Here is a 24807-nt window from a genome sequence, read left to right as displayed (position 1 = left end):
CCCGCCTCACGCCGCTGGCTGCGCCGTCCGCAGCCATACCTCGCCGCCGCGCTTGCCCTTCTGATGTTCTCGCCTGTCATTATCTGGAATATGGAAAATAATTGGGTCTCGATTCTGTTCCAGGCGGAACGAGCTACTGGAATAGGCAACAAATTCTCTTTGCATTGGTTGTTTCTTCACATGTTGCTGATGCTGACCCCGGTAGGACTGGTGGCGGCGGCCCTGGCGCTGTGGCAAGGGGGCGATGATCATCCCGATCCATGCATGGCCAGGCGTCGCCTGTTTGTGAGAGTATTCACCGGCGTACCGCTGGCGGTATTTTTTTGCTTGAGCCTGTTCGGTGCGCCTAAATTTCACTGGACCGGTCCCGTGTGGCTGGCATTGCTGCCGACAATGGCATGGATGATGGGCCAGGGAACGGAGCTGCGCACCATTGCCAGCCGCGTGCGTGCGGCCTGGAAGCCCACCATCGCAGTTTTTCTGTTCCTCTATGCATTTGCATTGCATTATGTGGTGCTCGGCATTCCCGGTATACCCTATGTGGGTTTTGGCGAACACTATTTCTGGCGCGAGGCAACTCATGAAGTCGAACAAATTGTGGAGACGGTTCAACGCCAAACCGGGCAGAAGCCGATTGTGGTGGGTATGAGCCGATGGTCGGTGGCAACTTCGCTGGCTTTTTACAACAAGAGTGAGAACGGCGAACCGATGGATATACGTTCGCGCAATCTGTTCGGCGACAAGGCCGCCATGTATGATTTCTGGTATCCACCCGATCCACCGACGAACCGGCCGATCATTCTGGTAGGTATGATTCCGAAGGAACTTGAGCATAACCGGCAAGGCCACGAGATTAGCCCGATGCTGATGCAACCTGGTCCGGTACTTGAGCGGACGATCTTGCGGGAAAATAAGCCACTGCGCAAAATCTATTACCGCATCGCGCAGGGATACCTGGGGCAAACGAATTCGCCATGACTGGAGGGAAAATGCTGAAAATATTGACAGTAAATATAATAGCAGCGAGCCTGATAATGCTCGCTCCCCATGGCGTAGCGGCATCCGGAGGCCAGAAAAATGAGACAGTGACCACCGCCGCGGAACAAAAAGAGGTGGCTGTGACGATTTACAACGATGATCTGGCATTGGTAAAAGATGCGCGCAGGGTCAAACTTGAACGAGATTTTAATAAACTGGCCTGGCGGGAAGTTTCCGCCCGGATGCGTCCTGAAACGGCACAGTTGCGCAATCTGACTCATCCTGCCGGATTTCGCTTGCAGGAGCAGAATTTCGATTTTGATCTGCTGACACCTGAGAAGCTGCTGGAGAAGTACCTTGGCAAGGAGGTGGTGGTCATTCGCACCAATCCAGCCACGGGTGCGGAAACCAGAGAAACGGCCACCGTGCTCGCCACCAATGGCGGCACTGTGCTCAAATTTGCTGATCGTATTGAAACCGGTATTCCGGGCCGCCTGGCATTCTCCGGCGTACCGGAAAACCTGCGCGATAAACCGACTCTGGTTATTTCGCTCCTCAATCCCGTCGCAGGAGAACAGAATCTTGAACTTTCCTATCTGACTGCGGGGTTGTCATGGCACGCTGACTATGTGGCCGAATTGAACGAACGCGACGATTATCTCGATTTTAATGGGTGGGTCACTTTGACCAATCAAAGTGGAACAGCCTATCCGAATGCCAGGCTGCAACTGGTGGCCGGGGACTTGAACCGGGTGCGCAAACCGTCTCCCATGTCGCGCGATGTGGCGGCGATGATGGCAAAGACGGCTGAAGTGGAGGAAATGAAGCAGGAGTCGCTGTTTGAGTATCATCTTTATACGCTGCAGCGCACCACGACGTTAGCGGAAAACCAAACCAAACAGGTGGCGCTGCTGTCGGCGACCACCGTGCCGGTCAGGAAAGAATTTCTAATGATGGGCGCAAATTATTATTATTTCGGCCAGTATGGCGATATTGGCCAGAAGCTGAAAGTGGGCGTGTTTGTCGAATTTCAGAATAAGGGCGAAGGCTTGGGCGTACCGCTACCCAAGGGGGTAGTCCGTGTTTACAAGAAAGATACGCAGGGGAATGCCCAGTTTGTGGGTGAAGACCAGATTGATCATACACCCAGGAACGAGGTGGTTCGTTTGAAGCTGGGCGATGCATTCGATGTGACAGCCGACAAAAAGCAGACGGATTTCCAGAGACTGGGTGGGGAAGGGCGCCACAATGCCGTATTTGAAACTGCTTATCAGATCGTATTAAAAAATGCCAAGAAAGAAGCGGTTGCGGTGACTGTGCGGGAGCCGGTGCCGGGTGACTGGACCATGGTATCGGAATCGCAGCCTCATACCAAGGCGGCTTCCGGTATTGCGGAATGGAAGGTATCCGTTCCCGCGGATGGTAAGACCACGCTGACTTACCGTGTACGGATCAAACAACGGGAGAGAGGATAGGTGCGGGTTTCGTGGATATTGCTGGATACGGAAATCTGAAAATAATGTAATCTCCCGGCAGCGGTTCATGCCAGGGACAAGAGAAGAGAGAGCACACTACGGGCTTCGTTGTTAAATATTCCTTGCGGCAGTAGCTTGGTTACCTCGGCAAGCGTGAGCCAAATAATTCCGTCCGCGGGTCGTACTTCGCCGATGTCTATGATCCTATATTCAGCGACATCCCGAAAGAAACGTCCACCTTCGTCTGACTGGCGAACCGAGATTTGCACCTTGCCAGACAAGGTATCACCCGGCAAAGCCGTGATCCTGATCCTCGTCGGGGAAAGTTCCGCAATGGCACGCAGACCGGGCTCCCAGCATGGGCGGAAGGCGAACCGGAATATGCCGTTTGTGCGACCATAGTCGAGGTCGATGGTTTGCTCGAAATTATTGTCAAAAATCGGCTGATCCCAGTCATTCACTTCTCGTGTCTGCGCATGCACCTGGATATGCCGGATCGACAAGCGCCCATCCGTAACCGTAATCGGACTACCGGTATCCAGGCGCCACCCGGGCATGGTGTTGAGCGGGCAGATCCCGACGATGGGGGCTCTCATTCGAAGCTCCGCGAGAGTCGTGTGGACATCATCAATCACATCCTTTTGAACAGGAATGCTGAACGAGGTATTGAGTCCTCGAGAGAAATCATCCTCACCCTGGAAAGGTGGCTGCCCGCCGAGACGGTTCCAATCCGTAGTACAGAGAACCGATCGGGCGTCGGTATTAACCAGGAAATCCTCAGTTAGAAGCTGACCGAAAAGTTTGAAAGGGATCCAGCAATGCTGATCGTATTTCACCTCAACATGATCATCCAGGATCAGGATGTTCCGGTTTAGTTTGCCAAAGAAGCGCGTACCCTGCTCGCTCTGAAGGGAGTCGGAGATAATATTGCCCATTGAGCCGGGAAAATACTCGGAGTAGGGTGGCGAATCACCCCCGTGAACACGTTCGCGGTTGCTTGCTGTTGCCTGACAAGTTGGCGCAAGCTGGACAATACCGACGTTGCCTGGTTCTGTCTTGGCTTGAACAAGAAGATCGACCTCTTTTTCTCTGCGACGCGTGATGAAGCCGAGCGTGCCTACTTCGCGCTGATCGATGAAAGGCTGCCAATGTTGCGTCAGCCCTTCTGTCCAAGTCAGGCCAATGATCCCGAAGAAGCGCCCTGAGACATGCCGGATCGTCCCGTGTTTGTGCATCCATGCATCCGATTGATCAAGCGCCACCGGTTCGACCTTGAACCGGTCGGATGAACGCACACAGTCAAGCCAGGACGCGATTTCATCTCTCTGCGTCAGGAGTTCAGGTTTCACCATCCCAGGATGCTCCGGCACCGCGCCAAAATTCCGGTACTATGACGTTTTCTGGTGCTGTGCCGAATAAACTCGGACTCACATCGCCGGGCAAAGAACGTATGAATGAATTCAGTACCATGAGCAGCAATGGCATCGGCGCGTTCATGAGCATCTTCCATGACTCGCGCCACGGTCCTGTCCGCGAAGAGCGAATAGGCGCCATTGGCGTCATTGCACCCCCAGGCGCGAAGCGCGAGGGACACCTTTTTCGCACCTGAGGCAGGTGTTTTTGCCAAATCAGGGAAGATATGATCAAGTTGTTCAATAATGGGTGATTCAGTATACCGCTCCAGTACTGCGGCAAACTCGATCTGCGCCTGCCTGTGCCCTCTGAGGGATGGAGTACTCAGATTGACGCCTTCCATGATGCGTATTTTTGTCAGTGGCTCGGGTAGAATAAAAAATTCACCCAGTGCGGCGAGTCGAATCCATAAGTCAACATCCCCAAGCTGTACAAAGCTTGGACGGAAAGCCCCCAACCTGATCACATCCGATCGATGCGCTATTGCCGAAGGTAGCGGCAGGCAGTTTCCGACATCGAAGAAGTGCTGAAGCCAGTTTGCGGCCGGGCGATTAACGGTGGTAAAAATCCCGTTCGCCCAAGTGTCGCGGGCAGTCCGTCCGTTCTTGTCAATGATTTCCACTGCGGTAAAACATGCGATATGGCGGCTCGCACTTTCCATGGCCTCGAGTTGAGCAGCCAGCTTGGCTGGCACCCAGATATCATCGGAGTTCTGAAAAGCAACATATTGTCCACGTGCCTGGCTTAATGCCAGATTGCGTGCATGCACAGCCCGGTTCTCAGATAAACGGATCAGCGTCAAACGGGGATCATGGATTGATGCGACTACATCCGCCGTTTCGTCCGAGGAAGCATCGTCAACAACGATCAGTTCGAGGTCGCGAAAAGTTTGATCGAGAACACTCTGAACCGCTTCACCAACGAAGGCGGCGTGATTGAATGACGGCAGAATGACGGAAACCAGGGGCGGCCCAGGGGAAAACTGCATTAGAAATTAAATCCGGGTGTTGTGGGGATTTTTTATTAAAAACAGGCGCGGCTAAACTTTGAGTCGGGAAGTATTCTTCTTTATGAGAAGAGATTCATTGCCTAGGGTACGGGTTACTCGCCGCTTGCAGTTACCCAAAAAAAAAACGGAGCCTCACGATCTCGTTTTGGCTCCGTTCACCTGCCTGGTATTATTCGGCCGAAGTTACGCTGATTTTCTTTGGCTGGACAGCTTCACGTTTGGGGATGACGATTTCCAGGACGCCATGATTCGTTTTTGCCGATATAGCGTCGGAATTCGCTGTATCCGGTAAACTGAAGCGCCGGTAAAAAGAGCCGTAGGTACGCTCAACCCGTTTGTAGCCTTCTTTCTCGGTTTTTGCTTCGGTTCTCTTTTCGCCTCTGATCGTCAGTACGCCATCTTCCATGCTGACATCGATTTCCTCAGGTTTTACCCCCGGAAGATCCGCCAGCAGGACGAACTTGTCGGCTTCTTCCTTGATATCGACCGCTGGTGCCCATTCGGCGGTGGCGGTTGATCCCTCGCTGTCGCCACCCTCGCGCACACGATCCAGTTCTTTGTGTAATTGGTTCAGTAAACTCCAGGGTTCGTAACGAGCAATAGCCATATTACCTCCATGTGAATTAAGTGATTAGCATCAATGCTGAAATTACCGGAATCAGCACTCAGTAATTAATATAGGTCCACTTGCTGTTTTTTCAACCGGTCCCGATATTTTTTGCTGCTAGATCAGCGGCAATTCACCGCTACTGAGTCCAATACCGGCGATATTTTCCACCGCTTTCACAAAATTCGCATTCTCATGCAGTTTTACGAGAGAATCGGGATGAAGCCGTCCGCGCATGCGGGCGAGGCGTACGACGCTGATGGCCGGAATATCCCAACGCAGTTCTGCCAGCAATGTATCCGCCGCTTCCGGGTTGTTGCATATCAGTATCATGTCGCAACCCGCATGCAACGCGCTTTCCGCGCGTTGCAATATATCGCCGGCGACCGCCGCGCCTGCCATATTCAAGTCATCGCTGAAGATGCAGCCTTCAAAGTCTAGTTCACCACGCAGGATCTTTTTCAGCCATATCTCGGAAAAACCCGCGGGACGGGAATCTACGTGGGGATAAATGACATGTGCCGGCATGATGCCGGTGAGTCCAAAACCAATCATCTTGCGAAATGGAACCAGGTCACTTTTTTCGATTTCCGGATAAGTGCGTTCATCCACCGGCACCTCAACATGGGAGTCCGCCTGAATATAGCCATGCCCCGGAAAATGCTTTCCGACCGCCGCCATGCCGCCCAGCTTTAGCCCGGACATCAGGCTATGAGCCAGTTCGGCGATACCTTGCGGTTTATCGTGGAAAGCGCGGTCACCGATGACGCAGCTCTGTCCGTGATCCATATCCAGCACCGGGGTAAAGCTTAAGTCCACGCCTGCGGCGCGCAGCTCCCCCGCCAGCACGTAGCCCGTCTGCTGTGCCAGATGCCGTGCCTTGCCGGGATGTTCATCCCATATTATGCCGAGTTCGCGCATAGGCGGCAGTCTCGTGAAATCTGCACGAAAACGTTGCACTCGTCCACCCTCATGATCCACAGCGATCAGAAGCGGAGGGGTTCGGAGCGCATGGATTTCCGCAGTTAGCTGCATGAGCTGCTCAAGCGACGAGTAGTTCCGCGTGAACAGGATGACTCCGCCAACCAGTGGATGCAGAAGTTTTCTCTTGTCGTCGGCAGTAAGTTGTATGCCTTCGATGTCGAGCATGATGGGCCCGAGAGACATCAGTGTCCTATGAATTTGAAGTTCTAAGTAAGCTCATTTACGGTGCTGCCAACTAAGTGAGTGCGAAGCGGGGTAAGCAGGCAATCAGCTCGGCGGATGCTTGCAGAGAAACTTTAACGCCGCATCTGCTGCTCGATAGGTAAGCGATAAAATTCCTTGAGTAATGCGGTAGTACTACGACAAAATCTGGATTTATATTCATTACTTTTCTAGAATGACAAAGGCACATGCCAGGTTTAATTCATCGCTGATGGAAAGATGGTGGCTTGTGATACCTTCCTTCTTGACCAGTGCACTCAACGTGGGATGAAACGCGAAATACGGTTTACCCAGATGGTCATGGGTTATCCCGATATGGCTCAAACTCACTGGATAGCGCATGCCCGTGCCGATTGCTTTGGAAAGCGCTTCCTTGGCGGCGAAACGCTTGGCCAGGAACATGGCAGGCTGAACGCTCTTGATGTATTCAGGCCATTCCTCGTCTGTCAGCAATCGCCTGGCGAAGCGTTCACCATATTTTTCGAGCAACCGCGCGATGCGCGAAGGTTCGACCAGATCGGTGCCGATTCCATAAATCATTGGTGCGCTTCCAGCATCAATCTTTTCATCTCCCGGACCGCCTGTTCAAAGCCGACGAACAGCGCATGGGCCACAATCGCATGCCCGATATTGAGCTCGGATACGCCGGGTATTGCTGCGACGGGCTGGACATTATGATAATGTAATCCATGCCCGGCGTTGACCTTCAGCCCCCGGTCAATACCTTCCTTTACCGCGGCGCGAATCTGTTCCAGTTCATTCTGTTGCGCGCCCTCGGTTTTTGCATCGGCATAGTGACCCGTGTGGATCTCGATCGCCGGCGCGCCGGCGCGCACTGCGGCATCGATCTGAACGGGATCGGCATTGATGAATAGCGATACGTGAATGCCTGCTTGAGCCAGTCTGTCACAGGCCCGCTTCACCTGTTCAAAATGCCGCACGACGTCGAGACCTCCTTCGGTGGTCAATTCCTCCCGCCGCTCGGGCACCAGGCAGACGTCCTGAGGTTTGATGCACAGCGCAAAATCTATCATCTCACTGGTCACCGCGCTCTCCAGATTCATGCGGGTCTTTAGTAAACCCCGCAGAATTTCCACATCCGCGTCCTGGATATGGCGGCGATCTTCGCGTAAGTGCAATGTAATTGCATCCGCCCCGGCCAATTCCGCGACCATTGCCGCTTCCACAGGACTCGGATAAGTCGTACCCCGCGCTTGCCGCAGCGTGGCGACGTGATCAATATTGACGCCCAGTTCGATCATAAGGATGGCAGATTTTCAGTAATGGTTGCGCGGGAAACCGCGTCACCGAAAGAATAGTTGAATAGGTAGCGCATCGGCCTTTGCCTGCCTGTCCGGGGGGCGATACTCCATCGCCGCATCCCTGACGAGATGCCGCTTTGTTCCGAGTGTGGATCAAGGCCCAGGTAAAACCGAAACGGAAAACCCAATATACTATAACAATCCATGCTGGGACGACAGCTTGTTAAACGTATGGGCCCAGAATCGCCCTAGTTAAGACAGGCAGCTTACCATGCACCGGAGCAGCACGAAGACGTTGCTTCGCTTCTGACCGAAGATCTCCCAAGCTGGGTATTCTGATAATAGAATATTAAATGATATATTCAAAAAATATATAATGATAAGCTTGCAAAAGAAACGTTGAACATATTACGGCGCGAGGAGGGATAAATGTTAATTAACTGGAGTCAGTTCACGCCATGGTCTGCGCTGACCGGGGGTGCGGTCATCGGCATGGCGGTAGCTATACTGGTGCTCTTTAATGGACGGATTGCTGGGATCTCCGGCATCGCCGGGGGAGTGCTCAAGATGCAGAAGAACGATACAGGCTGGCGTATTGCTTTTATTTCAGGCCTTGTTGCCGCACCGCTAGTTTGGCAATTGTTTCTGAGCCTGCCCGCAATTCGCATTGATGGTAGCTATGCCATGATGGCGATGGCTGGCTTGGTCGTCGGAATAGGCACGCGTTATGGGTCAGGTTGCACGAGCGGGCATGGCGTTTGCGGACTATCGCGCCTGTCGCCACGTTCCATTATCGCAACCCTGTCTTTTATGGGAACAGGTTTTGTCACTGTTTATGTCATTCGACATGTTTTCCAGACATAGGTCGAGGAGGAAATCAGGATGGTCAACATCATCGCATTGATATCGGGGCTGATCTTTGGGGTGGGGCTTATCCTCGCGGGGATGGCAAACCCCGATAAAGTCCTGTCGTTTCTTGATATTACAGGAGCATGGGACCCATCTCTTGCGCTGGTGATGGCGGGTGCAATCGGGGTTGGTTCAGTGGCCTTTGCCGTCGCCCGAAAGCTTAACCGTAGTTACCTGGGGCTCCCAATGAATCTTCCCGCTTCACGCGTGATCAACAAACGGCTGGTTTTGGGGAGTCTGGCGTTTGGTATAGGTTGGGGGATGGCGGGAATATGTCCCGGCCCCGCCCTGGTTTTGCTTGGAAGCGGCAGTGTCAAAGGGCTGGTATTTGTAGCGGCTATGCTTCTGGGCATGGGAATTTTTGAAATTCTGGAAAGAAGCCGGGCTGTCAATTTGTCCAGAAGACCGGGGGCGCACAATGGCACAGCATCAGGCAACCCGGCAGCTCATGGCAAGGCAGGGCATGTCGAGATGTAAGCCCTGCGTTTTACAGGACGGCCGCAATTTTTGCGGCATTACAGAACTCAATTGAGAGAGATCAATCGTGAAACTGGAGTCTGATTTTCCCAGCATTCCGGCAATACGGGCATCCGCATCCCAAGCGTGCGCGATGCTGAAAGTATTGGCGAATGAAGACAGGTTACTCATCTTATGTCAATTAATTGAAGGTGCCAGGAATGTTGGTGAATTGGAGGCATTATTGGGTATTCAGCAACCTACCCTTTCACAGCAGTTGACTGTATTGCGTGAGGAAGGACTTGTTGCCACCGAACGGAAAGGAAAATACATAATCTATCGTTTGACGAGCCTTGAAGTGGTTCAAATCATGCAGACTTTATACGATCTTTATTGTGGCAACGAGAAGTTTAGTGATCCTTTCTCAAAGCTGGCTAATGAACATGAGGAGGCATATCGATTTTGAGCCGTTTACGTTCCGTTGGTTAGCATGGAATCAGATTCAATCACGAAAATGATGGCATCATAGTTGCTGGAGATCTTTCAATAATTGCCGTGTATGCAGAGGTTGGTCGTTGAGATAATAGTTGAGTATGTAGCGCATCAGCGTCTTGCTCTGCTGCCGGGTCGCGATATTCGAGTAATCGCCTTGTTCCATATCCAGAAGGGTTTTTCCGCCCAGACGCAAGCCGTAGTTGGGGTTGCTTTCATCCCATGCCACCGGTCCGCGCTCAATTTCGTAGCAGTAGTCCCTATTGGGGTCCGTGGGTTTGCCAGATACATCATGACCGAGTGTCAAGGCGTAGCCTAATTCCTGCAACATGCGCTGCTCGAAGCGCCGCAAAATGGGAATGTAGTCCTTCTGAGCACTCAACGCCGTTAATGTTTCCTGATAATACGCAAATAATTGTTCATGAGGATCATGGCGGTGTAATAATCGCACAAGCAGTTCGTTGAGGTAGAAGCCACAGATCAGTGCCGTCCCTTGCAATGGCATCTGACCGCCTTGCCATTCTGCCTTATGCAGCGTGCGTAATTCGGATTTTCCTCCCCAAGTCAGCAGCAGAGGCTGAAATGCCCGCAGTAATCCCCTGAGCCTGGATGTGGGGCGTTTGGCCCCTTTTGCCATGAGCGGCACCCTTCCAAAACTGCGAGTGAAGGTCTCCACCACGAGACTGGTTTCCCGGTAGGGATAGGCATGCAGCACGAATGCCGGCTGGGCTTCCTGTGCCTGTTTATCCGCAATCATCCTGAATCCGGCAGTTGTAGCGAGCTCACCAAAAGGTTGAGGGTCAAGGAGCGTGAGGAATCTCTGCCGATCATAGCGCTAAACAATTATTTCCCCGCAGCCGGGAATTACTCATATCCAAGGCTTTTCAATGCCCGCGCATCGTCGGCCCAGCCACTTTTCACTTTTACCCAGACCTTGAGAAAGACTTTGCCGCCGAAATTTTGTTCCATGTCCTTGCGCGCCTGCGTGGCGATCAGCTTGAGTTTTTCGCCATCCTTGCCGATAACGATAGCCTTTTGATTAGACCTGTCTACAATAATGGAGGCATGAATTTTACGCAGCTCTCCTTCCATTATGAATTGATCGATAATGACGCTGGTAGAGTAGGGGATTTCTTCCCCCAACATGCGAAACAGTTTCTCTCGAACCAGTTCAGCGGCAATAAATTGCTCGCTACGGTCGGTGACTTCATTTTCATCAAACAATGGCGGATTTTGTGGCAAATACGACCGGACTGTGCGTATCAAATCCGCGAGTTGTATTCCTTTCTCGGCGCTCACCGGTATGATGGCCGCGAATGCATACTCCTTTGCCATTTTTTCAAGAAATGGAAGCAGCTGCGATTTGTCGGCCAAGCGGTCCACCTTGTTGACGACAAGAATTACCGGCTTGTCCGGACTATCCATCGCAGGCAAGAGTTTTACCACGAGCTTGTCACGATCATCGAAACGCAATGCCTCGATCACCAGTATGACTACATCCACATCCCGCATACTCTGGATTACTGTCCGGTTCATCGTGTTATGCAAGCGATTGGTATGTTGCTTCTGAAAACCGGGAGTATCGACAAAGATAAACTGGGATTGCGCGTCGGTGAGAATGCCATTGATGCGATGGCGGGTGGTCTGCGATTTTCTTGAAGTAATACTGACCTTCTGGCCGACCAGATTGTTGAGCAGCGTGGATTTGCCGACATTGGGGCGCCCCACGATGGCGACATAACCGCTGCGATAATCAGGATTAGTGGCGGTCATTGATGGGAGCAACCAGTGAGGAATGACGAGATCGTCACGAGAAAAACAGCAGGGATTATTCGTCTCATCCGTAACCGCCTAATCTTGTGCCTGGAGTTGTTCATATGCTTGTTTGGCTGCTTCCTGTTCGGCGCTGCGACGAGAGGCACCTGCTCCGGCAGTGCGAATGGATAGTTTCGGAACTACGCATTCCACTTGAAATTGCTGCTGATGAGCTTCACCCGTGGTGGCGATAACGGAATATTGCGGCAGGGCCAGCCTGCGGCTCTGAAGGTACTCCTGCAAGAGGGTCTTGGGGTCCTTGCCCAGCGCCTGTGAATCCAATTCGTGAAGCAGGGGCGTGAAAAGACTCACAACGACCTTCTCGGCTTCGGCAAAACCTCCATCGAGATAAATTGCTCCCAGCACCGCCTCCAGCGTATCGGCGAGTATCGAAGGACGTCGATCCCCACCACTTTTGAGTTCTCCCTCGCCAAATCTGATCAATCCCCCCAATTCAAGCGTTTGCGCCAATTCAGCCAGCGCCTGCTGATTGACAAGATTAGCCCGCACTCGCGATAAATCGCCTTCGGTAAGGTCGGGGAACTGCCTGAATATCAATCCGGCAACTGCACAATTGAGTATGCTGTCGCCAAGAAATTCAAGGCGTTCATTGTGCGGCAGGCTATGACTACGGTGGGTCAGCGCCTGAGATAGCAACTTCGGATGATTAAAAGCATAGCCGATTTTTCGGCAAAGTATATTGCTGGCCATCTGCTAATGAGCCGCAGATATCTTAAAAGTCCAATGCTTCAGACAAGCTATTCGCCCCCCCGTCCCACTGGCGAATTGAGGCTGAAGAGTGGCGAAGTAATGAGATTGGATAGATATTTTTGTTTCCTGCTATTTAATGGATAATCCGATACGGCTCAGGTCGCCGAAGTTCCACCAGATCATGAAAGCTTTGCCGACAATGTTTTGTTCCGGCACAAATCCCCAGTACCGGCTATCGCTGCTGCTATCACGATTGTCGCCCATCGTGAAATAATTTCCCTCAGGTACCTTACAGGTAAATCCGCTGTCATTATAGGAGCAATTTTCCCGATGCGGGAACGGGCGCACTCCAGCAATATGCATATCGGGAACTTCCGGGTTAATAAGGATACTGTAGTTTTGTTCGCCCAGTGATTCAAGAAAGCGCCGGCTGTATACGTAATTCAGGCCGGACTCTATATAGGTATACTCGCCATTCGATTCCATTTTCACCGGGATATTATTAATACTTAGCTGCTTATCATGATAAGTAACTGTATCCCCCGGCACGCCGATGATGCGTTTGATGTAATCCATCGATGGATTCTCCGGGTAACGGAACACCATCACGTCACCTCGCTTGGGTTCGTTTATGGGCATTATCTTGACATTGGCGACCGGCAGGCGAATACCATAAGTGTATTTATTGACAAGGATAAAATCTCCCACCAGCAGCGTGGGGATCATCGAGCCCGATGGAATCTTGAAGGGTTCCACCAGGAACGAGCGTAAAAAGAACACGATAAGGATGACCGGAAAAAAACTTTTCGGATATTCCACCCACCATGGTCCCTGGGCCTCCGGCGCACGATGGCGCTTCAGCGCGAAGCGATCAAGCAACGAAATACCCCCGGTAATTACCAGCAGTATCAGCATGATGAGAGGAAAATTCATTCCTTGTTCCTTCTTCTTTATATGAATGATGTCCGGTGCCGCACTTATTCGCTACTTGTCGCCCACCTGCAAAATTGCAAGAAAAGCTTCCTGTGGGATTTCAACGTTGCCGACTTGCTTCATTCGCTTTTTCCCGGCTTTCTGTTTTTCCAGCAGCTTGCGTTTACGGGAAATGTCGCCACCGTAGCATTTGGCGAGTACGTTTTTTCGCAATGCCTTGATACTTTCCCTGGCAATGATGTGTGCGCCGATGGCGGCTTGTACCGCGATATCGAACATTTGCCGCGGAATCAATTCGCGCATTTTCTGCGCGAGTTCACGCCCCCGGTACTGACTATTGGCGCGATGCACGATCAGCGAGAGCGCATCCACTTTTTCGCTATTGATGAGGATATCCAGCTTGACCAGATCGGAAGCGCGAAACTCCTTGAATTCATAATCCAGTGAGGCATAACCGCGACTGGTGGATTTTAACTTGTCAAAAAAATCCATGACAACTTCATTCAGCGGCATTTCGTAGGTCAGCATCACCTGTCTGCCCATATACTGCATATTCTTCTGTATCCCGCGCTTACTGATGCAAAGTGTAATGACCGATCCCACATACTCCTGCGGAACGAGTATGGTGGCGGTAATGATTGGTTCGCGGATCTCCTCTATTTTAGAGAGATCAGGCATTCTCGAGGGATTGTCGATTTCCATTATCGTTCCGTCGCGCATCACTATCTGATAAATCACTGTGGGGGCGGTAGTAATAAGGTCCATATCGTATTCACGTTCCAGCCTCTCCTGGACGATATCGAGATGCAGAAGGCCGAGAAAGCCGCAGCGGAAACCAAAACCCAGCGCCTGCGAGGTCTCGGGTTCATATTGCAGGGATGAATCGTTGAGTTTGAGCTTCTCCAGCGCATCGCGCAAAGCATCGTACTGGTTGGATTCCACTGGGTAAAGTCCGGCGAATACCTGGGGCTTTATTTCTTTAAAACCGAGCATCGGCTGGGTGGCGGGACGATCCGCCAGTGTTACGGTATCGCCCACTTTAGCGGATTTCAATTCCTTGATGCCGGAGATGATGAAGCCGACTTCACCGGCACTCAGTGATTCCCGGTTTTTTGATTTGGGTGTGAACACGCCGACCTGCTCACACAGGTGAACGGCTTTGCTGGCCATGAGCAATATTTTGTCCTTAGGCTTGAGTACCCCATCCAGCACGCGCACCAGCATGACTACGCCGACGTAGTTATCAAACCACGAATCGATAATCAGCGCTTTTAGCGGCGCGGCAGGATCTCCCTTCGGTGCGGGAATGCGCGAAATGACGGCATCCAGAATATCCTCCACGCCCACGCCGGTTTTGGCACTCGCATGTAGCGCATGTTGAGCGTCTATGCCGATGATGTCTTCTATTTCCTTGATTACGCGCTCCGGTTCGGCGGCGGGTAGATCAATCTTGTTCAATACCGGCACCACTTCCACACCTTGTTCGATCGCGGTATAGCAATTGGCGACGGTCTGGGCTTCCACACCTTGTGACGCATCCACCACCAGGAGTGCGCCTTCGCAGGCGGCAAGAGAACGCGACACTTCGTAAGAGAAATCCACGTGGCCAGGCGTATCGATCAAATTCAGCAAATATATTTTGCCGTCGCGCGACTTATACTCAAGGGCGGCGGTCTGCGCTTTAATGGTAATTCCACGCTCGCGCTCCAAGTCCATGGAGTCCAGTACCTGAGCCTCCATCTCACGGTCTGAGAGTCCGCCGCACAGATGGATGATGCGATCCGCCAGGGTGGATTTACCGTGGTCGATATGGGCAATGATTGAAAAATTACGAATGTGCTGCATCATCCTAAGCCCGGCAGTTGTAGCGAACTCACCATAAGGAAAAGTTTAAGTGAAAAAAACCATTACAGATCATGTGGTTAAACGGAAAAATGGCGGGCAATGCCGGATTTGGGATCATGGATCATCAGGGACAGGTAGGATACTCAGGTATCACTCAGGTACCGTTCAGGTATCGGTTGGGGCAGCGTGGAGCCAACTAAAAAAGGGCACATGCTGTGCCCTTTGGAAAGCTTGCGGCTCAACCCCCAAGTTCTGCCCATATCCGGCAGTCCCGTTTTATCAAGAAGTGCGCATTTTAACGAATTTTGGCGAAATAAGCATCTAGCAACCTGTGGGACTTAAAGGAAATCGGCTACAAAAGCGTCTGGCCGGTCCATGTTTCACCGCTTTTTCAGCCAATAGAACACTATTGGCCTTCAATTATCCCGCGATCTGGGGAAATATCCGGGCCAGCGCGGCAGGATCAAAATGATAATGACAAATTTCCTGTCCTCCCGACACCAATACGGGGACTCGTTCGCCATAACGTGACTTGAGATCGGCGTCGCTGTCCACATCCACCACTTCGAGGTGGAAAGAAAGCCGCGCCTGCAATTCCCGCAGGGCGGCAATCATGTCATGACAGAGATGGCAATGTTCCCGGCTGTACACAACCAGTTCCACCGGATCAGGAGTGGACACGCTACTTATTGTCGCCATTGAGTTTCATCGTGATGAAAGTTGCGGTATCGCCGCGCCTGACCAGTATCGCAATGTTGCGTCCCTTCTCAACCTTGTTGAGCAACTGATTGAACTGTTCGACGGTTTTGACGTCCTGGTTATTAATGCTGAGGATCACGTCACCCGGACGAACGCCGGCACGGCTGGCGATGCCTGGCAGCATGTCCTCCACCAGCAAGCCATTTTCTATATCCAACTGTTGTTTTTGCTCAGCGGTAAGTTCACTCAGGGCGAGTCCGATGCGATTGGCTGCATCGGATGGCTTGCCCCGTTTACCGCCGCGGCCTGCAACTCTCTCCTCCGGTGCAACTTCGTCCACCGCTACCGTCAGTTCTTTGGTGGAGCCATTCCGCCATACCTGTACTTGCACCTTCGATCCCGGCTTGGTGGAACCAACGATACGCGGCAGGTCGCCCGATGCATTGACGGGTTTACCATCGAATTTCAGAATGACATCTCTTGCTTCAATGCCTGCTTTATCCGCGGGACCATCCTTTTGCACCGATGCAACCAGCGCACCATTGGGCTTGGGCAACCCGAAGGATTCTGCGAGTTCCTTGGTAACCTCCTGGATCAGTACGCCGATCCTGCCACGGCTCACTTTGCCATGAGCGATCAGCTGGTTCGAAATATCCGTGGCCACATCAATGGGAATGGCGAATGATAGGCCCATAAAACCGCCGGTACGGCTGTAAATTTGAGAATTGATGCCTACCACTTCACCTTTCATGTTGAATAGTGGGCCTCCGGAATTGCCGGGATTAATCGCCACATCAGTCTGAATAAAGGGTACGAAATTCTCTTGCGCCAGCGAACGCCCTTTAGCGCTGACGATACCGGCGGTCACGCTGTTTTCAAATCCGAAAGGCGAGCCGATTGCCACCACCCATTCGCCTACCTTGAGTTTGTTTGGATCGCCTTGTGTCACTTTGGGCAAACCGGCAGCATCAATTTTAAGGAGTGCTATATCGGTCTTGCGGTCGGCGCCGATCAGCTTGGCGCGAAATTCGCGCTTGTCGGTAAGCTTGACAGTAATTTCCTCGGCGGAATCCACAAGATGTGTATTGGTCAGGATGTAGCCGTCCGATGTAATGATGAAGCCTGAACCCAGTGACTTCGATTCGAAATCCCTGGGAGCGCTGTGAGGAGGCATGTACCGGCGAAAAAATTCAAAGAATGGGTCATCTTCGGGAATATTCGGCATGCCTGGATAAGCCCGGTTACCGGCCATGCTGGGAGCTTGCACGGTACTGATATTCACCACGGAGGCTCCCTCTTTCTCAACCAGACCGGTGAAATCAGGCAATTCCCGTGTTTGTGCGGAGACGGCGGTAGAGAATCCGAACAGCGCCACCAGAATATATTTAACTATCATTTTCCACCTTTGATAAAAATACCATAAACAATATGAACGGTCGGGATGTGATCTACTGAATGTCAACCTATCATACCGAACAGCCATCATGCAAGTTTGCTGGAAAGGAAATTCCAAATGGATTTATTGGCTTTAAACAAATAAACCAATATTCACGGCGATAATTTTGTGGGATGTTCTCCCAACCGGAGCCTCTGATATGGGATATGCAGAGCATCCGTTCTGCCCACCTATGCGCATCCGGCTCTCATTTGAGCCTCATTTTACTTTATGGTTGACTACCGAGTTACCGATTTGCATCACGGTGGTTGGTGGTACTTCGCCCACCGCCGTCACGATGTTGTCCGCCACGGTACGGCTGTAAATATTGATTGCGCCGCGGCTGCGGTAGAGCCCTTCAACCGGTGGGGAAACCTGGCCGGATACCGGTTCAATGAATACCGACACGGCGGCTAGACCGTCCGACAGTGCAATATGGCCCACGGGCATTGGTTTTCCGGAAAGATTGCGCTTCATTTCAATAACTTTTTTAAATCCCGGCGGCGGATTTTTGATCTGCCAGCCGAGTTTGCCGCTTCCCATGGTGGACGACACCAAGTTAATAATGCGCCATTCGGCAGCTTTCGCTGCATACTTTGACTTCAATAATTCCTTATCAATCTGGCCGCCGATTTTCAACTGTGTGAAAACAAATTGCTCCACCACCCGGTCCTTATCCATTACCGCGGCTTTCAACAGCACGCCCGTACGAGTATCCACCCACCATTTATGGCCATAGCGTTTATCGTCCCTCGGTTCCAGTTCAACTATCTGGCATGCATGATCGCTGACGCGCTCTTGCCCGCCTAGTTTGACAATATAGCTATCGTCGAGATTGCTCAACGGCTGGGGTAGCAATGCGGGAAAAACTTTCTGCAGCCAGCGCTTTTCGGTCAAGACCGTCTTGCTTTCCGGCATATAGCATCTCATTTCATCGTTATTGCGAACGATTTCCTGCGGTGCGCCGTCCAGCACCTCACTTTTTTCATGCTCGCCTTCCGCATCCACCAAGTGAATAATGTGAGATGTTTCAATATGATTGCCGGACGAGTAGACGAAAGTGCCGATGTAGTTGTGCTGACGAGGCGCGGCGGCAATTTTTTGCAGCCATTCAAGTGCCTCGGGGGAGGAACGGGACGGGTGTTGCGCGAATACAGGCTGTACGATGCTGGATAGCACCATCAGGGCAGCCAGCGCTACCCGTGTCATCTGGCAGAGTTTTCGCGCGATTCGGCGACAGTACGTATATAGGGCGCCACGCTATGCATCGCGGTATTAGGCGAAAATTGACCATGCGCCAACAGGTAATCGTTAATTTGAGCGGGAGCGGGCGCTGAAACTGAAATGACAGGAATTGTTTGTGCAGCGGTTGCGGTGGATTGGGGAATTGACGGGTTCGCGGCCAAAATTGCGGGAGCCGGCTTGCTGGCCGCCAGATTTTCCGGTGACCGATCCGCTGTCTGCAGACTTATCCATCCGACCACGGCTACTGCCGCTACTGAAGCGGCGACCGCATAGGCTTTGGTCTTGTGCCTTGCTGTCTGAGGGCGGGGCGCCAGCACGGTTGGTTCTAGAGCCAATCTTGCACTTACGCGCCGCGCGATATGTGCGGATCTCGCCTCCGGCCGTCCCATGGCATCGCCGATCAAATGATAAACCGCCCATTCATCGCGTAATTCCTCTGTTTTTTTGAGTTGGACGATTATACTGGCTGCATCCTCCTCATCCAGTTCACCATCCATCAATGCCGATATTTGACTTTTCATGCTACCACCTCTTATCTTTGCCGGTCCCCAGCAGGGGCCGTAGTTTTTCCGCTATCGCTTCACGAGCACGAAATATGCGTGATCGCACCGTACCGATGGGGCAGTTCATGATGACTGCGATTTCCTCATAACTCAGCCCCTCAATTTCTCTCAATGTAATTGCCGTACGCAATTCCTCAGGTAACTCTTCCAGGGTCTGATTAACCGTTTGAGCGATCTGCTTGCTGGTAAGTTCGCTTTCCGGCGTATTCATTTCCCGCAGCTGGCTGGCTTCCTCGAAGCCTTCGGCATCTTCGGCATCAAATCCGTTACTGGTAGTCGGTGCCCGCCGCCCCTGAGCCACCAGAAAATTTTTCGCGGTATTAATGCCAATCCTGTACAACCACGTATAAAACGCGCTGTCGCCCCGAAATGATGGTAACGCACGATAAGCCTTGATAAAGGCTTCCTGGGTTACATCTTCCACCTCGGTCGCGTCGCGAATAAATTGCGATAGCAAACGCGCCAGCTTGCGTTGATACTTGACCACCAAGAGATCGAACGCCTGTTTGTCGCCACGTTGCGCGCGTTCCACCAGCTGCTGGTCGATTTCCCGGTCACCCATCCCGCCTGACCCCTGAATATTATGATTGGTATTGGATTGCTACGTTTATGACATAGCTGTCCAAGTATACCCGTTCAAGGATCATCGGGGAATTACACACAAGGCGTACCGTACCTAGTCTGCTGTAGCAAGAGACAACCGGCAGTATAAATTAGTTCACTCGAAAACGTGGTTATTATCCTAAATCTGGCGGACTCATTGAAAAGTGAAGTTCGAGCGGAGCAAAAACATTGATGGTCTTGGCGCTTAGCGGAACGATGAGATGAAAAATGAATGATCGATCCCCTGGATTCAGGATTATGCAAAGAATAGATGAAAGCGCCAAGTGCATGATGAGTCTGTTATGATTTCCTGTTCTCAGGAAAGATCATCCCATGCAAACCCTGGCACCTCGGCTTCATTTTGATACGCTGATAATTGGCAGCGGCCTGGCGGGCCTCACCCTTGCGCTCAATCTGGCGCAAAGTAAGAAAGTGGGTCTTATCACAAAAAAAGCGCTGCTGGATGGCGCCAGCGGCTGGGCCCAAGGGGGAATCGCCGCGGTATTATCGGAAGAAGATTCGCCCGAGATTCATATTCGCGATACGCTGACCGCAGGCGCAGGTCTGTGCAACGAAGAAGTGACCCGTCACGTGGTGGAAAACGGCTCGCGGGCCATTCAGTGGCTGATCGACCAGGGGGTGCCATTCACCCGCGATGATGGCAACGAAACAGGCTATCATCTGACGCGGGAAGGTGGCCACAGCGTGCGAAGAGTGATCCACGCGGCGGATGCGACCGGGCAGGCTGTGCAACTGACCCTGACCGATAAAGCGCGCACGCATCCCAATATCACGGTGCTTGAGCATCATGTCGCCATTGATCTCATCACCAGCGCAAAACTGGGCCGCGCCGATAAAAACAGCAACTGCTGTTATGGAGCCTATGTGCTGGACAGCGCGGCGGGCAAGGTCCATACCATCAGCGCCAGTAGCACCGTACTGGCCACGGGCGGCGCAGGCAAGGTTTATCTCTATACCACCAACCCCGATACCGCGACCGGTGACGGTATCGCCATGGGCTGGCGTGCAGGCTGCCGTGTGGCCAATATGGAATTCATCCAATTCCACCCCACCTGTCTTTATCATCCACACGCCAAATCGTTTTTGATCAGTGAAGCGGTGCGCGGTGAAGGCGGCGTGCTCAAACTCCCCGATGGTTCGCGCTTCATGCCGGGACACGACTCGCGTGCGGAGCTTGCGCCGAGAGATATCGTCGCCCGTGCGATCGACTTCGAAATGAAGAAACGCGGGCTTGATTGCGTTTACCTCGATATCTCTCATAAACCGGCGAATTTCCTCAGAGAACACTTTCCCAATATTTATAGCCGCTGTCTGGAATTCGGCATTGATATCACCCGGCAACCCATCCCCGTCGTGCCCGCCGCGCACTACACCTGTGGTGGCATCGTTACCGGCTGGAATGGCAGGACGGATCTGGAAAATCTCTATGCGATTGGCGAAACCGCCCATACCGGTCTGCATGGTGCCAACCGGCTGGCGAGTAATTCGCTGCTGGAGTGTCTGGTATTCGGTCAGGCAGCCGCCGAGGATATCGTCAGCCAGCCTTTTCAACCCGCTATGGAATTGCCGCAGTGGGATGAAAGCCGCGTCACCAATGCCGACGAAGAAGTCGTCATCTCGCACAACTGGGATGAACTGCGCCGTTTCATGTGGAGCTATGTCGGCATTGTCCGCACCACCAAGCGCCTGCAGCGCGCGCAGCACCGCATCCAGTTGCTGCACGAAGAAATCAATGAGTATTACGCCAATTTTCGCGTCACCAGCGATTTACTGGAACTGCGTAACCTGGTGGATACCGCTGATTTGATCGTGCAAAGCGCCATGCTGCGCCACGAGAGCAGGGGCCTGCACTACAGCCGGGACTATCCGGTGCTGTTGCCGGAGGCCAGGGATACCGTGTTGAAACGGCAGGACTAGGGTCAAGACCCATAAACTGAACCGAGGACGGACCTCAATCAGCCGGTCGGAGGCTTGCCGGTGTTGACTGCCAATTGCGCAGCGAAAGCCCGCTTGTAGGCAGGCCGCGCTTCGCCGCGGACGAGATAGGCGGCCAGGTTCGGAAATTCGTCCAGAATGCCCGAGGTTTTCAGCCTGAGCAGCACCGACACCATCAAGAGGTCACCCGCGCTGAACGCACCATCGAGCCAGTCGGCATCACCCAAGCGAACGGAAAGTGGGTTTAGCCGGCCGCGAACGCGATCTTCCACCAGAGGAAGGCGCTCCACGTGCCAGGGCTTGTCGCTCTCGAACAGCCTCGCGGTTGCCAGTTCAAGGATCGGCGGTTCCACCGTGTTGAGTGCGGCAAACATCCATGTGATCGCGCGCGCCCGGGCATTGGCATCGTCCGGCAGCAGGCCCGCATGGCGCTCGGCGATATGGAACACGATCGCCCCTGTCTCGAACAGGGTGAGATCGCCTTCCTCATAAGTCGGAATCTGGCCGAAAGGATGAAGCGCCCGATGCGCGGGTTCCTTCATCGCACGAAATGAAACAAGGCGAACTTCGTAGGGTTGGCCCACTTCTTCCAGCGCCCAGCGAACACGCGTATCACGTGCCAGTCCCTTGCCGCCGTCGGGTGACCGTTCAAAGGCGGTAATGGTGATGGTCATCGCGAGGCTCCTCCTTGGCCAAAATCATCGGCTGCGAGGCTGGAAGCTGTCAAGGCAAACTCACCGAGATTGAAGACAACTCAGTTCCATGTACGGTTTGTCCGTATAGCAGACCTTTGTAAACTCTAATTCCATCTGATGTAATATCGTTATTCGGTCGCGACAGGAGGGCCTGTTGATGTCTGCAATTCTGGCTGACTAAGGCTCAGCTTAAGCGTATTGAGCCCTTTCAAGCCCTCTTTTCTGCGCATACTTCGACGACACGTCTATATCGCTTCCATTTTGGAAACGGCTCGGGTCCGGTTATAAACATCAAGTTTCTTGAAAATATGCTGCATGTGGTTTTTTACAGTGAAGGCACTGATGGACAAAATGATGCCGATCTCGGCATTGGTTTTGCCCATTTTTACCCACTCCATTATTTCGGCTTCACGCCCGGTCAACCCATGGACATCGCTTCCCAGCGTATCTGTCAAAGGAAGGATAGGATGCGGAAGAGGCGCTACGCCCCGCAAGGCGGTATCCAGATAAGGCAGCAGAATTTCAATCGCGCTGAGCGTGGAACTGTTGAGGTTATTTTTTGAGCTGAAAAACACATAAAGACAGTCATGACGTCCGCGTTTGTCGCTAATGCCGTGCAGCAAGGAAGAGCGCATGCCCTGCAAGGCCTGGCCGAGGGAGCATTGCAGTCTCCAGCCTTCGAGCAGGAGTCCTGACGTGCCAATATCCAGCGTATAAGGTGTTTTATCCCGTTCGACCCAACAATTATAGAGGTCCCCCAGCAACGGAGAAAAACGTGTAGGGTTTACAGGGTCAGTTCGAACGCCGGGTAGCGCGGAAACAACGTCGTGCTGGATGAGATTGGAGTCAAAATCACCCCATGCAGCAAGCATGATTTCATGGGGCAGACAGTGCTGCACCTCCCCCTGCAGCCATCTTAACAGGTCGACATGGCTGCGCACGGTTACTCCTTCTTCGATGATTTTGGCATAACGTTGCAGATGCTCGGCGGAGAATGAGGAGAATTTTATTTTCTCTGGAATCATAACGTCTCTCAGCTTGGCAAGCGCTGCTGCGCGTCGGTAGCCTCGGGCGTGCACAGCATGGCGTAGGCTGCCCACTCATCGATCAGACTGTCGGCGCAATGGCGTACCCCATGCGATAGGCGGACATCTTCACTGATAAGGCGCAGGTGGACAATGATCGCCGCCGCAACCGCTGGCGAACGTCGCGCCGGAAAGCGCGACATCAGACAGATCAATGCGACCAGAGCCAGCTCCGGATTGCTGCGGTATTCCGGCGAGGCGTCCGCCGAGATGGCCTGCCTGCGAGCCCTGGACGTCATCTCAGTTACAGCCTGACGGCATAGTATTCGACGACATGCTGAACCTCGACCGGGAAAGGCACCTCATCGGGGGCTGGCAAGCGGGTGACGGTAGCCGAACGGGTCGGGGCCTCGAATCTGATCCACTCCGGACGGGCAAGGACTGGAGTTTCAAGACACTCGATGGTCGCCGGAATGCGCGCACCTTTGTCGGTTAGCGATATCTTGTCCCCAGGGTTAACACGGATCGAGGGAATATTCACCAAACGACCATTTAGCGTTACGTGGCGATGTCGCACTAGCTGGCGCGCTGCCACCGCGGTCGGCGCGAAACCGGCGCGAAATACCAGATTATCCAGACGGCGTTCGAGCAGTTCGAGCAATTTGTCGCCGGTCGGCCCGTGAGCCGACTTGGCTTCCTTGACCAAAAGCTGGATTTGGCGCTCAGTCAGGCCGTAATTGAAACGCAACTTTTGCTTCTCCATCAAGCGTACCCCGTAATCGGAGGGGCGGCGGCTTTTCTGGCCGTGCTGGCCGGGGGGATAATTGCGATTCTCGATGGACTTGCGCGACAGGCCTGGCAGCTCAACCCCGAGGGCGCGCATGACCTTGAGTTTCGGTCCAGTATAACGTGACAAGTAATTTCTCCTTGGTACTTCAATAATATGCGATCAGGTCAGACCGCGGCCGATACACAATAAATCATAATATTATTCTGGTTTATTTGCAAATGATTCGTATTATCATGTAGAACTTCATTCCTTCAAATTAAATTATTAACGCCCGCGTGAATTTGGGACATCAAACAAATCGTTACCAGGCGGGTCATGTGGTCTCTCTACAAAAGGTACCTATCGTCGAAAATGCACAATTAAGTAGCGTTGCGTGTGAGAGATAGTGATTGCGAAGCTCGTGTCCTAAGGATAGGAAATTCATCCTTGTGCTGGTCACGTTATTGAGTTGATTCTTGGCATTCTTATGAGATTGAATGTCGATACTGGAACCGACCAAACCAGCAAACCATTTTTGCTCAAATCGCCTTCTATAAAATTAGGTACCGTGCTTACTATCCTGGGATTCTCATTGGTATAGGATAAAGAAGGGGGCCGAAGCCCCCTTTTGCCTATTCGAACTTAACGTTCGATAAAAGCTTTCCTGCGACGGGCCATCGCACCCACCAGGCCTAAGCCGGCCAAT

At 52.6% G+C, this 24807-nt stretch carries 25 protein-coding genes and 1 pseudogene; 6 read left to right on the top strand and 20 right to left on the bottom strand.

The annotated features are described in order from the left end of the window. Both BLO43_RS15685 and BLO43_RS15680 read left to right on the top strand, forming a co-directional pair. Positions 1–978 (top strand): annotated as a pseudogene (locus BLO43_RS15685) (dolichyl-phosphate beta-D-mannosyltransferase); the annotation flags it as partial. 11 nt (positions 979–989) lie between these two features. Further along, a complete protein-coding gene (locus tag BLO43_RS15680) occupies positions 990–2453 on the top strand; it encodes a DUF4139 domain-containing protein (protein WP_175443999.1) in 1464 nt (487 codons plus the stop codon). A 65-nt stretch (positions 2454–2518) separates the two neighbouring features. On the opposite strand, the gene BLO43_RS15675 is transcribed toward BLO43_RS15680, so the two are convergent. The 6 genes from BLO43_RS15675 to pdxJ form a co-directional block, all read right to left on the bottom strand. Continuing rightward, positions 2519–3805, bottom strand: coding sequence for an NDP-hexose 2,3-dehydratase family protein (locus BLO43_RS15675; RefSeq protein ID WP_090907923.1), 1287 nt, complete (start codon positions 3803–3805; stop codon positions 2519–2521). Then, on the bottom strand, positions 3799–4854 hold the full coding sequence (locus BLO43_RS15670) for a glycosyltransferase family 2 protein (protein ID WP_090907921.1): 1056 nt from the start codon (positions 4852–4854) through the stop codon (positions 3799–3801). The genes BLO43_RS15675 and BLO43_RS15670 overlap by 7 nt, the downstream gene beginning before the upstream one ends. Positions 4855–5044: 190 nt before the next feature. Next, entirely contained in the window at positions 5045–5482 is a 438-nt protein-coding gene (locus BLO43_RS15665; RefSeq protein WP_074631881.1) for an Hsp20/alpha crystallin family protein, read from the bottom strand. Positions 5483–5599: 117 nt separating this feature from the next. After that, positions 5600–6649, bottom strand: coding sequence for a beta-N-acetylhexosaminidase (gene nagZ / locus BLO43_RS15660; RefSeq protein WP_090907919.1), 1050 nt, complete (start codon positions 6647–6649; stop codon positions 5600–5602). Between the two features lie 201 nt (positions 6650–6850). After that, a complete protein-coding gene (gene acpS / locus BLO43_RS15655; protein WP_090907918.1) occupies positions 6851–7228 on the bottom strand; it encodes a holo-ACP synthase in 378 nt (125 codons plus the stop codon). Beyond that, complete coding sequence (gene pdxJ, locus BLO43_RS15650) at positions 7225–7950, bottom strand: pyridoxine 5'-phosphate synthase (protein WP_090907916.1); 726 nt, start codon at positions 7948–7950, stop codon at positions 7225–7227. The genes acpS and pdxJ overlap by 4 nt, the downstream gene beginning before the upstream one ends. A gap of 429 nt (positions 7951–8379) precedes the next feature. Here pdxJ and BLO43_RS15645 point away from each other — a divergent pair, with 429 nt between their 5' ends. The 3 genes from BLO43_RS15645 to BLO43_RS15635 all read left to right on the top strand — a co-directional run bounded on the left by BLO43_RS15645 (position 8380) and on the right by BLO43_RS15635 (position 9781). Then, the gene (locus tag BLO43_RS15645; protein ID WP_090907914.1) at positions 8380–8814 is read left to right on the top strand and encodes a YeeE/YedE family protein; all 435 of its coding nucleotides are present in this window, start codon (positions 8380–8382) and stop codon (positions 8812–8814) included. A gap of 18 nt (positions 8815–8832) precedes the next feature. After that, positions 8833–9336 (top strand): YeeE/YedE family protein, encoded by a 504-nt coding sequence (locus BLO43_RS15640; protein WP_090907912.1) that lies wholly within the window; start codon positions 8833–8835, stop codon positions 9334–9336. Between the two features lie 133 nt (positions 9337–9469). Further along, on the top strand, positions 9470–9781 hold the full coding sequence (locus tag BLO43_RS15635; RefSeq protein ID WP_090907931.1) for an ArsR/SmtB family transcription factor: 312 nt from the start codon (positions 9470–9472) through the stop codon (positions 9779–9781). A 57-nt stretch (positions 9782–9838) separates the two neighbouring features. On the opposite strand, the gene recO is transcribed toward BLO43_RS15635, so the two are convergent. From recO to rpoE, 10 genes are all read right to left on the bottom strand, one after another. Then, positions 9839–10564 (bottom strand): DNA repair protein RecO, encoded by a 726-nt coding sequence (gene recO, locus BLO43_RS15630; protein ID WP_090907910.1) that lies wholly within the window; start codon positions 10562–10564, stop codon positions 9839–9841. Between the two features lie 107 nt (positions 10565–10671). Then, positions 10672–11580 carry a GTPase Era gene (gene era, locus BLO43_RS15625; RefSeq protein ID WP_090907908.1) on the bottom strand — a complete coding sequence of 303 codons (909 nt, stop codon included), beginning with the start codon at positions 11578–11580 and terminating at the stop codon, positions 10672–10674. Between the two features lie 78 nt (positions 11581–11658). Continuing rightward, positions 11659–12333, bottom strand: a complete 675-nt coding sequence (gene rnc / locus BLO43_RS15620) for a ribonuclease III (protein ID WP_090907907.1) — start codon at positions 12331–12333, stop codon at positions 11659–11661. A gap of 129 nt (positions 12334–12462) precedes the next feature. Beyond that, a complete protein-coding gene (lepB, locus tag BLO43_RS15615; protein ID WP_090907905.1) occupies positions 12463–13266 on the bottom strand; it encodes a signal peptidase I in 804 nt (267 codons plus the stop codon). Positions 13267–13317: 51 nt separating this feature from the next. Beyond that, positions 13318–15114, bottom strand: coding sequence for a translation elongation factor 4 (gene lepA, locus BLO43_RS15610; protein WP_175443998.1), 1797 nt, complete (start codon positions 15112–15114; stop codon positions 13318–13320). A 417-nt stretch (positions 15115–15531) separates the two neighbouring features. Further along, a complete protein-coding gene (locus BLO43_RS15605) occupies positions 15532–15810 on the bottom strand; it encodes a glutaredoxin family protein (protein WP_074631893.1) in 279 nt (92 codons plus the stop codon). Further along, positions 15794–17206, bottom strand: coding sequence for a DegQ family serine endoprotease (locus BLO43_RS15600; protein WP_074631894.1), 1413 nt, complete (start codon positions 17204–17206; stop codon positions 15794–15796). The genes BLO43_RS15605 and BLO43_RS15600 overlap by 17 nt, the downstream gene beginning before the upstream one ends. A 258-nt stretch (positions 17207–17464) precedes the next feature. Further along, on the bottom strand, positions 17465–18454 hold the full coding sequence (locus tag BLO43_RS15595) for a MucB/RseB C-terminal domain-containing protein (protein ID WP_090907902.1): 990 nt from the start codon (positions 18452–18454) through the stop codon (positions 17465–17467). Further along, on the bottom strand, positions 18451–19011 hold the full coding sequence (locus BLO43_RS15590; RefSeq protein WP_090907900.1) for a sigma-E factor negative regulatory protein: 561 nt from the start codon (positions 19009–19011) through the stop codon (positions 18451–18453). Before BLO43_RS15590 ends, BLO43_RS15595 begins: the two co-directional genes overlap by 4 nt. 1 nt (position 19012) lies before the next feature. Continuing rightward, positions 19013–19615 carry an RNA polymerase sigma factor RpoE gene (rpoE, locus tag BLO43_RS15585; protein WP_004177450.1) on the bottom strand — a complete coding sequence of 201 codons (603 nt, stop codon included), beginning with the start codon at positions 19613–19615 and terminating at the stop codon, positions 19013–19015. Between the two features lie 374 nt (positions 19616–19989). Here rpoE and nadB point away from each other — a divergent pair, with 374 nt between their 5' ends. After that, complete coding sequence (gene nadB / locus BLO43_RS15580) at positions 19990–21594, top strand: L-aspartate oxidase (RefSeq protein ID WP_090907899.1); 1605 nt, start codon at positions 19990–19992, stop codon at positions 21592–21594. A 38-nt stretch (positions 21595–21632) separates the two neighbouring features. On the opposite strand, the gene BLO43_RS15575 is transcribed toward nadB, so the two are convergent. From BLO43_RS15575 to rpsD, 4 genes are all read right to left on the bottom strand, one after another. Further along, complete coding sequence (locus BLO43_RS15575; protein WP_090907897.1) at positions 21633–22286, bottom strand: glutathione S-transferase family protein; 654 nt, start codon at positions 22284–22286, stop codon at positions 21633–21635. Positions 22287–22552: 266 nt separating this feature from the next. Continuing rightward, entirely contained in the window at positions 22553–23332 is a 780-nt protein-coding gene (epsA, locus tag BLO43_RS15570; protein WP_090907895.1) for an XrtB/PEP-CTERM-associated transcriptional regulator EpsA, read from the bottom strand. A gap of 8 nt (positions 23333–23340) precedes the next feature. Continuing rightward, positions 23341–23631, bottom strand: a complete 291-nt coding sequence (locus BLO43_RS15565) for a hypothetical protein (RefSeq protein WP_090907893.1) — start codon at positions 23629–23631, stop codon at positions 23341–23343. A 5-nt stretch (positions 23632–23636) separates the two neighbouring features. After that, entirely contained in the window at positions 23637–24248 is a 612-nt protein-coding gene (rpsD, locus tag BLO43_RS15560) for a 30S ribosomal protein S4 (RefSeq protein WP_090907891.1), read from the bottom strand. Positions 24249–24807: the final 559 nt, after the last annotated feature.

This window comes from Nitrosospira sp. Nsp13, from assembly GCF_900101945.1.
In the GTDB taxonomy this organism is placed as follows: Bacteria; Pseudomonadota; Gammaproteobacteria; order Burkholderiales; family Nitrosomonadaceae; genus Nitrosospira; species Nitrosospira multiformis_D.
This window is presented reverse-complemented; position numbering and strand designations above follow the sequence as displayed.